15 protein-coding genes are annotated in these 14885 nt (G+C 51.2%); 7 read left to right on the top strand and 8 right to left on the bottom strand.

Going from position 1 to position 14885, the window contains the following annotated elements; genetic code table 11:
* The 5 genes from BD_RS03590 to sfsA form a co-directional block, all read right to left on the bottom strand.
* Positions 1–345 carry a hypothetical protein gene (locus tag BD_RS03590; RefSeq protein ID WP_011163339.1) on the bottom strand — a complete coding sequence of 115 codons (345 nt, stop codon included), beginning with the start codon at positions 343–345 and terminating at the stop codon, positions 1–3.
* Entirely contained in the window at positions 345–1304 is a 960-nt protein-coding gene (locus BD_RS03585) for a hypothetical protein (protein WP_011163338.1), read from the bottom strand. Before BD_RS03585 ends, BD_RS03590 begins: the two co-directional genes overlap by 1 nt.
* A 98-nt stretch (positions 1305–1402) precedes the next feature.
* The gene (locus BD_RS03580) at positions 1403–1867 is read right to left on the bottom strand and encodes a hypothetical protein (RefSeq protein WP_011163337.1); all 465 of its coding nucleotides are present in this window, start codon (positions 1865–1867) and stop codon (positions 1403–1405) included.
* 128 nt (positions 1868–1995) lie between these two features.
* Complete coding sequence (locus BD_RS03575) at positions 1996–2760, bottom strand: murein L,D-transpeptidase catalytic domain family protein (RefSeq protein WP_011163336.1); 765 nt, start codon at positions 2758–2760, stop codon at positions 1996–1998.
* Positions 2761–2945: 185 nt separating this feature from the next.
* Entirely contained in the window at positions 2946–3677 is a 732-nt protein-coding gene (gene sfsA, locus BD_RS03570) for a DNA/RNA nuclease SfsA (RefSeq protein ID WP_011163335.1), read from the bottom strand.
* Positions 3678–3910: 233 nt separating this feature from the next.
* On the opposite strand from sfsA, the gene BD_RS03565 reads away from it, so the two are divergent.
* The 5 genes from BD_RS03565 (at position 3911) to BD_RS03545 (ending at position 9135) form a co-directional block, all read left to right on the top strand.
* Positions 3911–5542, top strand: a complete 1632-nt coding sequence (locus BD_RS03565) for a 2-oxo acid dehydrogenase subunit E2 (RefSeq protein ID WP_011163333.1) — start codon at positions 3911–3913, stop codon at positions 5540–5542.
* 66 nt (positions 5543–5608) lie between these two features.
* Positions 5609–7030 (top strand): dihydrolipoyl dehydrogenase, encoded by a 1422-nt coding sequence (gene lpdA, locus BD_RS03560; RefSeq protein WP_011163332.1) that lies wholly within the window; start codon positions 5609–5611, stop codon positions 7028–7030.
* A gap of 80 nt (positions 7031–7110) precedes the next feature.
* Complete coding sequence (locus BD_RS03555; protein WP_011163331.1) at positions 7111–7839, top strand: substrate-binding periplasmic protein; 729 nt, start codon at positions 7111–7113, stop codon at positions 7837–7839.
* A gap of 137 nt (positions 7840–7976) precedes the next feature.
* Complete coding sequence (locus BD_RS03550) at positions 7977–8615, top strand: hypothetical protein (RefSeq protein ID WP_011163330.1); 639 nt, start codon at positions 7977–7979, stop codon at positions 8613–8615.
* Between the two features lie 94 nt (positions 8616–8709).
* Positions 8710–9135, top strand: coding sequence for a DUF3011 domain-containing protein (locus BD_RS03545; RefSeq protein WP_231839275.1), 426 nt, complete (start codon positions 8710–8712; stop codon positions 9133–9135).
* Between the two features lie 73 nt (positions 9136–9208).
* Here the strand turns inward: BD_RS03545 and BD_RS03540 are convergent, their stop codons facing one another.
* Positions 9209–9940: a hypothetical protein gene (locus tag BD_RS03540; protein WP_011163328.1), complete on the bottom strand. Its 732-nt coding sequence runs from the start codon at positions 9938–9940 to the stop codon at positions 9209–9211.
* Between the two features lie 165 nt (positions 9941–10105).
* On the opposite strand from BD_RS03540, the gene BD_RS03535 reads away from it, so the two are divergent.
* On the top strand, positions 10106–10906 hold the full coding sequence (locus BD_RS03535) for an SdiA-regulated domain-containing protein (protein ID WP_011163327.1): 801 nt from the start codon (positions 10106–10108) through the stop codon (positions 10904–10906).
* 19 nt (positions 10907–10925) lie between these two features.
* On the opposite strand, the gene BD_RS03530 is transcribed toward BD_RS03535, so the two are convergent.
* A complete protein-coding gene (locus BD_RS03530) occupies positions 10926–11675 on the bottom strand; it encodes a tyrosine-protein phosphatase (RefSeq protein WP_011163326.1) in 750 nt (249 codons plus the stop codon).
* Between the two features lie 128 nt (positions 11676–11803).
* On the opposite strand from BD_RS03530, the gene BD_RS03525 reads away from it, so the two are divergent.
* The gene (locus BD_RS03525; protein ID WP_231839274.1) at positions 11804–12946 is read left to right on the top strand and encodes a hypothetical protein; all 1143 of its coding nucleotides are present in this window, start codon (positions 11804–11806) and stop codon (positions 12944–12946) included.
* Between the two features lie 280 nt (positions 12947–13226).
* Here the strand turns inward: BD_RS03525 and BD_RS03520 are convergent, their stop codons facing one another.
* The gene (locus BD_RS03520) at positions 13227–14861 is read right to left on the bottom strand and encodes a hypothetical protein (RefSeq protein ID WP_011163324.1); all 1635 of its coding nucleotides are present in this window, start codon (positions 14859–14861) and stop codon (positions 13227–13229) included.
* Between the last annotated feature and the right edge of the window lie 24 nt (positions 14862–14885).

Genomic DNA, 14885 nt, shown 5'->3' with positions numbered 1-14885 from the left:
TTATTTACCGGAAGGGGCCTTTTCACCCGCCGTGAGAGGCCTTTTAGAGGCGTTGCTGAGCTTCCACTGACCCCGTTCGTTGCGCCAAAGCACCTGCGTTTCTCCGGCGCGCTTTAGTTTCACCATATAACAAACTTCATTGGCTTCCGCTCTGCGCGGGCGTTCCATTGGCAGACAAAGTCGCTGCACCTGTGGGCTGCCGCCGTCCTTCAGATACACGTAAATGTCTTCCCTGGTATTTTTAGACAGATCCACGGCGAAGGCATCCAGCACACAACGCAAACCCGGACACTTCAGCAACGCATCCAAAGACTTCTGGGCTTCCACCAAAGATAACAAATCCATTAGCGTGTCCCCTTCCCGCTTTTACCCGTCGAGGATTTTACCGCTGGGGATTTACCCGAGCCATAAGATCCCACAGGGGCCTTAGCCACCTTTCGACACTCTGGTGAAAGGATATATTCATCAAAGACCGCGTACCGCGTGTTCAGCTGGGCACAAGCACTGGTGTCGGCGGGACAGGTCTGCCCCTGCTTCGCCAGATTGGCGTTGAACTTGGCCTGAGCTTCAGGGGATGCCATGACACTGCAGTTGATGCCTTCGTCCCAACCCGCATCCACGTAATCAGCCCAGCGGAATTCGCGAATTTGGGTCCACTTGCCTTGAGAACAGCGGAAGTAAGGATTCGGGCCCTCGGCCAAAGCATGATAAAACAAAATTCCCTGATAATTCGCCATGGCATCAGCATAAGAAATCGTCCCGGTGGACGCCCCGCCCGAATAGCCTTTTTCAGACCCCAAACTGGAATGCAGGGCTGTGGACATGCGATAGCCACTTTGACGATAAGGTGTGTAGAACTCAAAACCCTGATCGATGAAGTGACCGAACTTATCGGTGCCCACCAACTGGCCGTTCACTTTGACAGTCGAAGCCAGCTTCAGACGGTTGAAAATCCAGCCATTGTCCAGAACCCCGTCATAGACCGACTGCTGTGCTGTCAGCTCACGCTTGGCAATCTGCGAATTGTCTTCCGCCCAGGACTCCAAGGATCCAATAAAAAATCTCGCGTCGTTCAGGTCATGAAACAAAATACGCAATTTGCGTGGGTCATTACAGGAAATGCCTTCAGAGCTTGCTTCTGCCTGCAGTTCCTGCAGACGCTTGTTCATCTCGCGATCAAAGATTTCAGTGCTGTCGGGAAGATTTTTGGTCCTGCCGGTCAAATTGTCCGTTTCTTTGGCCTGCACAGGCAGGCACACGGTCATTAACAGGAATGTCAGCAGGAAAGAAAACAGGATGCTCATAGGAATTCTTATCGGAGGAACGATAAACTCCTATGAGCGAAAAGAAAAAAACGAATCAGACTTATATTGGAAGGCGCAAAACTGGCCTCGCCCCCCGCCTATTGCTGCAAACTTACGAGTTCTGTGAACAGACCCAGAACTTCTTTGGGTTTTTCAAGGCGTTTAAACAGACTGTACTTGCGAGAGCAATTAAGGGTCAGGGACGTATCAATATCTCTGTTCACGGAATAGATGAACGATTTGGTAAAGATTTTTTGAGTCTCCAGATCCAGGCCCTTGTCATTATCAACAACACTCACCACTGTAAACTTCAAACCCACTGGTAAAACAATCAAACCCTGAGCATTTACATACTGGCTGTTACGCAGGTTGTTTCCCACCAGACTGATGTAACAGTGGTCATTCTTGTATTGTGTATAGAAAGACTGACTGGACCGGCTGTTCTGAGCATCAAAAACAATGTCTTTTTTTAGAACCAGTTGCATCTGTGTCTGAGCCAGGGAAACACTTGAGAGCAGAGAAAGCCCGATAGTGACTGCAAATAAACGAAAAGTGGTAAGCATAAACATCCTTTCTGAGAGGACCGTATGCTTACCACAACAGTTTTGATACAGTCGGACCTATCAATGGGAACTGGGAGTATTTATAATTTTTCCCTGTTCTCAATAAGCGCCGAAACACCCCTGAGCGTTTATTTAAAGGCGTAAAGAAGGCTGCCACCCTTGATCAGGTTGATAACCTTGTCGCGATTGGCCTGGGAAACCGCCGGACAGCCCCAGCTGCGCCCCTGGATCACGTTGGAATCCTGAACATAGTTTGCTCCATGCACGACAATGGCGCGCGAGCGGGCATTGGAGTTCGTCGTGGACAGACCATCCAGGCGCAGGGAATAACCGTTGCTGCCCTGATAAGTCTCTGCCGTTTTATAGAAACCCAAAGAAGAGGCGTTGGAACCTTCCACGTTGCTGAATTTTTCTGCGAAGCCGTCGTGATTGCTGTCAGAGCCTTTTCCGTGGGACACGTGAACATTCCACACTGCACCCGTTTTCATGTCGATGAAGTACCAGCGTTTCTGTGTGGACTTTTGGCTGAAATCCAAAATCGACATCACCGCCTGATTTTTGAACTTCGCCTTGTTTTCGTGGAAATACAATACGGCTGTTTCCAGCGCTTTGGTCGGAACGATGTGATTTGGATCCAGATGCTGGTATTGACTTAGAACATCATCGTTGGGGTTGGTCGCCACGGGTGGCGGGGTTTCCGGCTCGACAAGTCCTGGTGTTTCTGTGCTTGGCAGCTCAGTGCCACCCTGAGCGGAGTTTCCATCACTGGGCTGTTGCGCTGCGGGTTCATTGTTAGGGTCATCTGGCAGAACCGGAATTCCAGGTCCGCAGGCTGCCAGCAGAAGTGTTGTGGAAAGTACTGCGAGTGTTTTGATGCGCAAGAAAGACATCATGCCGATCCTCCGTTGGTTGTTCACAGAGAAAATCGGTCACTCGTATTTAAAACTTTAAAGACTGTGGAATTGGCTGAATATTTATCAGCCTTTCAGAGGGAAAGTGTCATCTTTCTTGACACTTTCCCGACCAAAAAACAGGTCCAGAAAAATCGTCGAACACCTGGCGGTCGTGCCGTGGCGCTCTACATTTTTAGCGGCAGAACTGTCTCAGACAACTCGACGGACTCCGGAGTCAGATCCAGCACAAAAGGCGAAACACGCAGCCCTTTTTGATAGGCCTCACGCAGCAGACGGCCATATTCCGGATCAATGTCATCCGCCGGAGAGAACGAACCGCAGTCGTGACGCTGGATTGTGAAGACGATTTCCGCCGTGTGCCCCTGCTCCATCAATGCCATAAGCTCACGCAGATGCTTTTGCCCGCGCTCGGTCACAGCGTCCGGGAACTTGGCGGTCCCTTCTTCAGCCAGGGTCACGTTTTTCACTTCGATAAAATGCATTTTATCGCTGTTGTTTTTCTTCAGGGCAAAATCCAGGCGGGTTTCCGCGCTGATTTTGTATTCCGGCTTCACTTCATCAAAGGCCGCCCAGTGGGCAAAGCCGCCAATCACCTCTTTTTTGTGACCGACCACATGATGAAGGGTTTCACGCACCACTGTGTTTGGAGTCGCCGTATTAACCCCAACCCAGGATCCCGTCGGGGACTTGATCATTTCCAGAGTGTACTTCAGCTTACGCTCCGGATTGGTGCTTTCAGAAAACAGACAGTGCTGTCCCGGATTGTTCACACTTTTTAGACTGCCGGTGTTGGGAACATGGGCCGTCACCTGCTGCCCCTGAAATTCAATATCCGCAAAGAAGCGCTTATAGCGCTTTAAAAAAATACCCTCTTGCAGCTTGCTGTGAAACTTCATAGGAACCCCAATCTTCAAGTCAAAATCAACACCCTGAAATTAGTCCCTGAAAGGGCCTTTTGTCGACCCCTTTCAAAGCCCCCTGCCCCGCCCGCAACCTATTGGAAACCGTGGAAAAATCACACTGTTACGTGGCAACCTGTGACAGCTGATTTTCAATACCGTTTATGCTGCGTGTTATCCCGTGCAAATGCTCTAGGGTGCGTCTAGAACGAGGTGTTTTAGATTTAGATATGAACAACGAAAGGAACTCTCGCAACATGGCAACTGATGTGAAACTGCCCGAGCTTGGAGAAGGCGTTACTGAAGGTGAATTGGTAAAATGGTTGGTAAAACCAGGCGATGCGGTCAAAGCGGACCAGGCTATCGCAGAAGTATTGACTGACAAAGCAACGGTAGAGGTTCCGTCACCGGTTGCGGGTGTCGTAAAAGATCTTAAATTCAAATCCGGCGACGTTGTTAAAGTCGGAGCGACGATGATCACTCTTGATGGTGCAGGCGCTGCAAAACCTGCAGCCGCTCAACCGGCAGCGGCAGCTCCGGCTCCAGCAGCTTCCACTCCAGCTCCGGCTGCAGGTGGCGGTAAAGCTCAGGATGTTAAACTTCCTGAACTGGGCGAGGGCGTGACTGAAGGCGAACTGGTTAAATGGTTGGTTAAACCAGGTGACTCTGTAAAAGCAGACCAGGCGATTGCTGAAGTTCTGACGGACAAAGCGACTGTGGAAGTTCCGACTCCAGTAGCTGGTGTTGTAAAAGAATTGAAATTCAAATCCGGCGACGTTGTAAAAGTCGGTTCCACCATGATCATCCTTGAGGGTGCAGGTGGCGCAGCGGCTCCGAAAGCGGCTCCTGCAGCAGCGGCAGCTCCGGCTCCGGCAGCAGCACCTGCTACGAAGGCAGCAGCTCCAGTGGCAACTGCTTCCAGCGACATCTTCCCACCTGTGGCAGACTCCAAAGTTCTGGCGACTCCGGCGACTCGTCGTCTGGCTCGTGAAATGGGAGTTGATATCAACTCTCTTACCGGAACTGGCCTTGCAGGTCGCGTGACTCGTGAAGACGTTATGTCTTCCGGTGGTGGCGCAGCTCCGGCAGCAGCGAAAGCGGCTCCAGCAGCAGCTTCCATGACTATTCCTAAACCAGCTTACCAAGGCCCGGCAGGCGCAGCGGAAGAGCGCGTTCCTATGATCGGCATCCGCAAGAAGATCGCTGAAAACATGCAGCGTTCTAAACACGTGATCCCGCACTTCACCATCATGGATGAAGCGAAAGTGGATGCGATGGTTGCTCTTCGCGAAAGCCTGAAAGAACACGCAGAGAAAAACGGCACGAAGATCACTTACCTTCCAATCATCATGAAGGCTTTGATCGCAACAATCCGTGAATTCCCGATGTTCAATGCCTCCATCGACGATGCAGCGGGCGAAATCGTTTACAAAAAGTACTTCAACCTGGGCTTCGCAGCAGACACTCCAAACGGCCTTGTCGTTCCAGTGATCAAAAACGCAGACCAGAAATCCATCCTGGAAATCTCCAAAGAGATCCTGGATCTTTCCAAGCGTGCTCGTGACGGCAAGTTGAAACCGGATGAAATGAAGGGTGCAACTATCACTGTAACGAACATCGGTTCTATCGGTGGCACATACGCGACTCCGGTGATCAACCACCCTGAAGTGGCGATCCTGGGCATGTACAAAATCGACGAAAAAGTGGTTCTGAAAAACGGCCAGGTTTCCGCGATTAAAGTTATGAACTACACGATGACTGCCGATCACCGTTTGATCGACGGCGCTGTCGCTGCAAGATTCCTTGCTGCCTTCATCGGCCGCATCGAAAACCCAGGCAAACTATTGGTGGAGTTGATCTAGCCGGCTCGCCCGGAGGAGGCTGAAGCACCGGCAGGTGTTTCAGCTGGACTTAATTGGAGATTTATTATGCAAAATTTTGACGTAGTAGTTATTGGTGCGGGTCCTGGCGGTTATGTGGCTGCGATCCGTTCTGCACAACTTGGTTTTAAAACAGCAGTTATCGAACGTGAATTCCTGGGTGGCGTGTGCTTGAACGTGGGTTGTATCCCGTCCAAAGCCATGATCACTGCGACTCACCTTTTGCACAAAGCCCAGCACAATTTCAAAGAAATGGGCTTGAACATCAAAGGTGGCATCGACGTGGACATGAAACAACTTGTGAAATGGAAACAATCCGTTTCTGACAAGATGTCCGGCGGTGTGAATCAGCTTCTTAAAGGCTATGGCGTTACCATCATCAAAGGTGATGCTGAATTCAAGTCTTCCAAAGAAATCTCTGTGAAGTCTTCTGCAGGGACTGAGTCAGTTCAGGCGAAATACTTTGTTGTGGCAACAGGTTCCCGTCCGATTGAAATCCCTGGCTTCAAGTTCGACGAAAAAGACATCTGCTCTTCCACAGGCGCTTTGGCGTTTGATACCATCCCTAAGCGCGTGGCGGTTATCGGTGGTGGTTACATCGGTCTTGAGATCTCTTCTTACCTGCGCAAGCTGGGCACGGAAGTGACTGTGATCGAAGCACAATCCGCATTGTTGGCGGGTGTGGTTGATCCAGACTGCGCTCAGATCGTGACTCGCAAACTGACAAAAGCGGGCGTGAATGTTCTTTACGGAGCAAAAGCCAAAGGTCAGAAAAAAGTCAAAGACGGTTACGAAGTGACTGTTGAGATCAACGGCAAAGACGAAGTTGTAAAATGCGACAAGATCCTTGTGACTGTGGGTCGTCGTCCAAATGGCGATCAGGCAAACCTGAAAGCTGCTGGCATTCAAGTGGACGAGCGTGGCTTCGTAAAAGTCGATGCTCAACGCCGCACGAATGTTTCCAACATCTTTGCTATCGGTGATATCGCCGGTCAGCCGATGCTGGCGCACAAAGCATCCCACGAGGGTGTTCTGGTTGCTGAAGTGATCGCGGGCCATAACCGTGTTTACGATGCGAAAACAGTTCCGGCAGTTGTCTTCACCGATCCTGAAATCGCGGCAGCCGGCATGACTGAAGCTGAAGCGAAAGCCAAAGGTCACACCGACCTTCTGATCAGCAAGTTCCCGTTCGCAGCCAACGGCCGCGCGGTGAGCATGATGGAAACAGACGGTTTCGTGAAAATGATCGCTGATAAGAAAACCCACGTTTTGTTGGGTGTTCACATCGTCGGTCCGGAAGCTTCCAACTTGATCTCTGAAGCTGTTTTGGCGATCGAAATGGGCGCACGTATTGAAGACCTGGCTCTTTCCATCCACCCTCACCCAACTTTGGGTGAAACCATGATGGAAGCCGCTGAGGCGACTTTGGGTCACGCGATCCATATCATTCAAAAACCTTTGAAAGCATAAGCGCTTTCCCAAAAGGCCGGCTTTCCAAGCCGGCCTTTTTTTTAGCTGCACTCGCCCTTGAAGCTGCTATCATTTGTTTCATGCGACATTTTCTTGTGATCGTTTCCACATTCATGCTGGCCTGGCCGGCATGGGCCGGTAAAAGCAATGAACCCCTCCGAGTGGCCATCCCCTACAGCCTGGCGCCCCCTCTGCTGATCACTGATGATAAGGGCCAAGCCCAGGGCATCGTACGGGACTATATCAACGCCATCGAAAAACGCATTGGTCGAAAATTTGAGCTCGTCGTGATCCCCAAATTTCGCATTCACGAAATGATCAACAAGGGGATGGCTGAAATAAACTGCTACACCAGTCCCACGTGGGTGCCAAATCCCGAAAAGTACACCTGGTCCAAGGTGCTTTTCATGAAAAGAGAGGTGCTGGCATCCCGCAAGGCAGTCAGCTCTTATTCAGAAATCAAAGGGGAGCGCGTCGGGACAGTGTTACGCTATATTTACCCGCACATCGATCCGCTCTTCAAAAGCGGCCGCCTGATTCGCGAGGATGTTCCGACGGAAGAACAAAACCTGCAAAAGTTCGTCAATAAGCGCATTAACAACGTGGTCGCCGATGACACTCATTTGGACTATTTTCTGAAGAAAAATGATAAAAGCAAAAACCCCGTTCACAAGCTAGTGATGCAGGAGTATCCGATTCACTGCCTGATTGCCGCGAAAGATGCTCAGACCACAGACTCTTTTAATAAAGCCATCGAAGAAATCAAAAGCTCGGATGAGCTTGACCGGATTTTTGCACAGTACAAATGATCGATACGTCCCTGGAAAATCGTGAGCTTTTTGCCCACCCGCCCCGTTCTTGTCTTACAATTATGTAAGCATGTTCAAAAACCCATCCACTTTCAGTCCATATCCGGTATGAAATATACCTAAATACGGATTAGATTATGGAATTAGCATTAAACGCACAGACGTCCACTTACCGTTCAAATCTTATCGAGCTGGCCTCCCTGCTTAAATGTCTGGGCATCGAGGTGCGCGCCTATGACAACCCTCAGATGCTCTATTTCGCCAAGCTGTCCCCGAGCCAGCAGATCGCTGTGAATCAAGCACTGGAAGCCTATGTCGGCGCCCTGCGCTCGGAGTATCTGGACGAAAGCTTCTCGAATGAACGCTTTGTTCTGCAGTTTCTTTTTCGCATGGGAATCGTGCCTCCGTCGGATCTGCACGACACTCTGGACAAGGAAAAGTACATCCAGATCTACAATGCCGATCAAATCCAGATCTTCCGCTCTTTAAGCTGCTACGACCGCTGCTCTTTCACTCTGGAACAACTGACGACCCACACTTGGTTTGATTTGTGGGAACGCGACAGCCTGTTTTACTATGCTTGCTTTGGACTCGCGGCCACGGCTTTGAAGATCGTGAAGTTCACAAAGCTACGCCTGAACTTCCCCTATCACCGCGTGACCGAGATCAATTCGGCCCATGAATTCTCATTTGACTATCGCATCAAATCCCTGAGCGCCTTGACCCGCCAGGGTAAGCTGCAGGCGGCCCTTTTGATCGAAGACTGGAAATTTTAGTCATTCTGACACCGAAAAACGGCGGCACCATTCCTGCATAATTGCGGGGTACAAGATTTTTGTAGTCACAATGACACCTTTTTTGGGGGAAACGATGAAAAACCTATTCTTTGCAGTGCTAATTGTCTTTGGTTTGGCACCATGGGCACAAGCTGATGTTTTGGAAAGCCAATATCAAGACGCGGAAACAAGCTACATCCGCCCAGGACCGCGCCCAGCGCCTTATCCAGGCAATCCGCGCCCGGATCCATACCCACATCCAAATCCACGCCCAAACCCACCAGCTCCGTACCCGAATCCCTATCCAGGCCCGGGCCCAGGCGTTGAATACATCACTTGCGAATCCTGGAACTACTATTATCAAGAGTGCTACTTCAACCCGTACAGAATTCACTCTGTAAGACTTTACAATGTGATCTCTTACGATGCGTGCCTGTACAACAACACGTACGGTATCTATGGGGATCGCGTGTGGGTGAACCGCGGTTGCCGCGCGATCTTTGAAGTGATCCGCTACTAGTTTTCAGACACATTCAAACAAAAAAGCCGACCTTGCAGGGTCGGCTTTTTTTATCTTTAACGCCAGTGATTTTCTAGCGAACGCGCAACAAGGACTTGCGCTGATTCAACTGCATCAGTTTTTCAGCCACTTTATTCTGTCGGCTTTTCGATGTGCGATCGACAAAGGCCACACCCGGCGCGGACGATTTTAAGATCGAACTCACGTCGGCAAACACCGCCACCCCGCTTTGGCCAGGCAACAGTCCGCTGTAAACTCCTCCGTAACCCGTCACCCCTTGAGCACTAAACCCGGTGAACAGATTCGCGACGATCCCGGCACTGAGCGAATCTGTACCCAGTGCATATCCCAGGACCACCTTGGGAGCCTGCAAATCCAGATTCAAATACAGCTTCGAGACACGGCTGTCGCTGAGGGGGATGGAATACCACTCGTCCGCCTTAACTCCCATGACCGGGAACAGGGTTCCGTTGGGCAGTCCTTTTTCGGCCTGCAAAGCGGGAATCTTGGTCACCCGGGAAAAGTTCAATACCAGATCGATATCGGTAATCCCCGGCACCAAGGACGAGACATTGAGCATTCCCAGCATCTCCACTGGGTTTTCCGGATTATAAATCGGCAGCTGAACACTCATGATCTGCAGGTTGTTGGAGTCCACCTGGGTTTTTAGCGACACATACACGTCGCCTTGGGTGATTTTGGTGGAAAGGGCCGCCCCTTTAATAAGGCCTTCCTGCGAACAAGCGGCCAGGGTCAACACCGTGGCAGCCAACAGCACTGACTTTTGAATCATGGATGAGATCATTGAAACGCACTCCTTGGTTGAACGAACAAACTTGCCCCTCCAGTTTCGGAAAAAGCCAACTGGACTAAAGGGGGGCTGTTTAAATCTTTACAAAGTCGAAACTCAATCAGAATATTCTTTCAGGCCCTACTGTCTCAGGTTAAGAATTCCGCGCGGGAGATATTCATGAAAACTCAAATCGTTCTGACCACTTTGCTGTCCTTATCCACATCTGCCTTCGCAGCCGAAGCAGTTTCGGTCCAAAAAGCCCTGCCCGAGGTGGGCAGCAATCTTTCCGGGATCACATACAATTATGACAGTGATTCTTACTTCCTGATTCAGAACAATTCGGGAAACATTTTTGAGTACAAAGTCGACTTCACCAAACCCGTGCGCACGATTCGCATGACCAATCTGACTGACGCAGACACCGAAGACATCGTATATCTGGGCAACAATCAGTATGCGATCAGCACGGAATCAAACCAGGTGCTGATTTTGAAAATTGATGAGGTTCAAACGACGGTGGACGTTCGCGACTCCCGCGACGATGTGCAAATGATGCAGCTTCCGGCGCCAGCGAAACACAACAAGGGACTGGAAGGAGTTTGTTTTTCAAAGAAGCACAACACCTTCTATGCCGTTCAGGAGAAAAAGCCCAAGCGCATCTTTGAATGGGCCCGCCCTTCTCATGGCAATGACATCGCCGACGCTGCGGCTTTGGGTGTGAAAGAACCGTTCGATACCGAAAAAATTCTAAAACATGTGATGAGCGATCTGTCGGCATGCATTTATGACGATAAAAATAACCAGTTGCTGCTGCTAAGCCACGAATCTTCCCGCGTGATGCGCCTAACTCGCCAAGGGCAGGTGGTCAGCACCACGGATCTGCCACTGCTTCCAGATCAATACGAAGGAATGACGTTCACCAAAGACGGAAAGCTCATCGTGGTCAGCGAACCCAACATTGTGGTGATCCTGAAATAGGATCACCACCTGAAGAGGACTATTCCAGATAGTTCGTTTTCAAAGCGGCGAGCTTTTCAGGGGTCAGGGAATATTCGACGGCAAAATAGCGATCCATACTGCCGTAACGCTGGTGGATGGCATCCAAGGCCGAACCCAGGAAGTTCTCTTTTACTGACATCAGGTAATGCAGGTTCTCAAGCCCCTTGGTGGACAGCTTGGATTCAACTTTGCTTAAGACTTGTTCGCGGAACGGCTGCAGGGTCTGCTCGGTGCGCAGGTAATCTTCCAAAACAGCGTCACGGGACACTCCCAAAGACAACAACATCAAAGCGGAACCAACACCCGTGCGGTCTTTGCCGACAGCACAATGCTGAACCAACGCGCCCGTTTCAAGAGGCTGCACACGTTCGAACAATCTGTGATAAGCGCGATTGGAAAAAGGCAGCTGCTTATACAGGCTTTCCATAAAGTCATGGGGAATCAATCGCAGGTTTTCATCGGCCCAAAAATCGTGATTGTCGTTTTTGACGGAATGAGATTCCGGATTGGCTGGATGGCATTCATACCGAGCTCCGTTCCAAACCACATCTTTGTCGGCGGCGGACTCTTTCAGATCGCGATAATCCAAAATATCAGTCACCCCCAGGGCCTCGAGCTGAGCACAGTCTTCAGTCGTCAAACGAGACAGGGAGCCGGAACGATAAAGACGGTTTTTTTTAACCCGTCTGCCATCCGTCGTCAGATACCCACCCATGTCTCTGAAATTAATTCCGCCCTGAAGTTTCATTCCACACCTTTCCGTAAGAACCCATGATAACACGAAGCGCGTTTATTTCATTTTCAATTAGGTCCTTGGCCCGGCGCTTTTTGGGAATCTTGTTGAATTGGCGCATCAAAAATGGAAATTTGCGTCGCATGAAAGCCAAATTCGCATTCGTTTTTGCCCTGTTCCTGGGTCTTCAGGCCAACGCTGCCTGGGATCTGAATGACGTCTCTTATCTGATGCCGTTGCCAGCCCGTTTTGGCGACGACAATCTGATGGGTATCACCACTCCCGGCCGCGGCGGCCCGCTGCTGAACCCGGCCTTCATGGGCACGATTCCCCCACTGACTCCGGTGATGAGTGAAAACGACGTGGCCACATCCCTGCGCGTGATCGCCGTGCGCATCGACCCGTGCTTCCCCCTGCCAACCCCACAGTCCTGCCAAAAACAAATCCGCTTGGTGTGGCAACCGCTGGAACCAGGCTTCCGCAACCGCGTACAGACGGTCGATGCGGCCCTTCACAGTTTTTATGTGCTGACCGACGCCGACTTTGATTCCCTGACAAAAGATCTGATGGCGTGGAAAACCCGCAACAAAGTAGAAACCAAAGGTCTGCCATTGCAGGTTCACCCCGCATGGGCCGTACAAGCCGACAAATCCCCAGCGTTGTTAGAGTTCAACCAAATCGTGCGCAAATACGCAGGCCCTGCAAATCTAACCCGCATCACTGCGATGGTGGTCCGAGGCGCCGGCGACATGTGGTCCTTCCAGGGCTTTGAAGTGCGCAATGGTCAGTTAAAATTGATGAAGATCCCACGCGTAGACAGATCAGCCCAAGCCTTCGTCAACTTCGCAGTCCCATCAGACCACTTCGAACGCGGCCTGATTTCCCCCGAAGCCACCGGCGAAGATTCATTCAATAAAGTCATCGGCAATTCAGCCCGCATGAAAGTAGGAAACGAAGACCTGCTCAGAAAAGAACTGCGCGCCATCCACCGCGCCGAAGACCCGCACAGCTTCAACCCAGAAAACATGGACTGCGCCAGTTGCCACGTAGCCCAACCCGCAAGAGTATGGCTGGAAAGAAACCGCACAGATCTAAACCTGGAAAGTCTGTGGAATACCCACGCCTACAAAAACCCAGCTTATGACTTAACAAACGTAAGCCCCGACCAAAAAAACACCCAAATCATCCGAGCCTTCGGCTATTTCCTGGAAAACCCAGCCATCAGCCAACGAGTCATCAACGAATCCGCCGAAGTAGCCACAACCCTCAACCAAATCCTAAAATAGCTCTGCGCGAACGCAAGCCTCCCAAAAGCGGCGCGCGATAGCGCCAGCGCTCTCCAAAAAGGCGGCGCCCAGCGGGCCAGCCAAAACCCCGCGGCGCGCGCAGCGCCAGCCTCCCCGCACCCCGAAAACGCAAAAAACCAACCGCTAGAAAGTCGGTTGGTCAAAAGGGTTCAAGCGCAAGGCGGAGGGTCCTACCGCAGCGGAGGCGTGCTCCAAGCACGTCGGAGCGAGGACAGGGCCCGACAACGCAGTCGATTGGGCCCTTTTCACCAACCGTAGCTTACTTAATGCATGAGTAGTAAACTTCGTAATTCCCCTGTGGCAGCATTTGGTCGAATACCAGGTTCAGTCCTTCCATCTTGCGAGTGCCATCATAAACCTGCCCATCTTTCAAAACCAGGATCGATCTCATGGCATCCACTACCGGCGCACATGTCAGCGTGATGGATTTCAAAGTCTTGCGCACACCTTCAGCGATACCCTGAACTTGGGCTGCGTAGTCAGATGCACACACGTCCCCGATCACACCACCGGTCAGTTTGGAAATCTGTTCATAGCGGAAGCCGGCAGAATAACCTTCACCCTTCAAGCACGCCTGATCGTCAGGACGAGCGATGATGGAATGGAAGCTCATGGCCTTCTGGGAACCGAAGCTGTCAGCCACGAACTTCACAAAGTTCGCAGGATCGTTCTTCGCACCGTTGGCAGATTCATCTTCGTCCGAGATCACCACAACAGCCAGTTGGGAATCGTTACGGATGAAGTTCGCGTTGCCGCCGGAAGCGCTCAAAGAGCGTTCGATCGCGCGGTAAGCGGCGAAGATACCCTGCTCACTGCCGGAGCCGGTTTCACTTCTTTGCAGGGTGCTGCTCAGAGTATTGCGGGCGTCGGTGTCGTTCATGGAAGAAGTCAGAATATACTGGCCGGGTTTGTTATAAAGCTGAACCAAGCGGCCATCACCCAGGGTTTTGTGTACTGGATCGGTGGTGGTCACGGCAATCTGCCAGTCCAGACCTTTCACCACATCCAGGAAGTTACGAACACGGGACGCCATGCTTTTTTTTTCGTATTCCATAGAGCCCGAGTTGTCGATCACGAACAGAATATCCACTTTCTGGTATTCGTTCACTTTCACGTTGTTCACCATCTGTTTGTACATGGAGGAAACTTTGAAAGAGATGGATTTTTCAGAAGCATGACCCAGTTTGTCGGTTGCAGAAACTTTCAGGGTGTAATCGCCACCGGCAAGTTTCGGCAAAAGGATTTTGTTCTGGCCGGCCGCGCAGGCTTTGGTGGAAGAACCCATGGAACAAGTCACAGAAGCCACACCCGCGCCCGCGTCAGTCACAGTGAAGATCAGCTCCACATCCAGGCCTTCTTCAACCGGAGCGGAAGGGTATTTTGCAAACACGATGTCAGGACCGATCTGGTCAATATAGATACGACGAACATAGCAGGAACTGGTGCGACCATCATGATCGCGGAACTGCACACTGACAGGAACATTCTGATTGGTCTTGGAACTTAACAAAGTGCCAGAGTCCGCATAGTCCACCCAAGCACCGCCACCGCAGGATTCATTTTCAGAAACCTTGGTGTAGGCCGTGTGGAAAGGAGGATAGAAATCAAGGTTCAAGCTGGTGGACGCCGTCAGAGTTGCACCTTTGTTGATGTCAAAACCATCCGGTTCTGAAGGAGTGGTTGTGCCACCACCGCTGCCATTGTCGCCACCGGTGCTGCCTTCTTCTGAGCTGCCACCGTTTGATCCGCCACCTGAGCCCGTTTCCGGCTCGGTGATAACGCTGAAGTCACCATTGTTGAGGTCTTGCTTCACCTCGGTGCCACCGCCGTTGTCCAGACATCCTGTCAGAGCGATCGCTGCGATCAATGCGCCCATCAGTCCTAGATTCTTCATACCTTCTCCCTGCTTCTTTGTGTT

Source organism: Bdellovibrio bacteriovorus HD100, from assembly GCF_000196175.1.
In the GTDB taxonomy this organism is placed as follows: domain Bacteria; phylum Bdellovibrionota; class Bdellovibrionia; order Bdellovibrionales; family Bdellovibrionaceae; genus Bdellovibrio; species Bdellovibrio bacteriovorus.
This window is presented reverse-complemented; position numbering and strand designations above follow the sequence as displayed.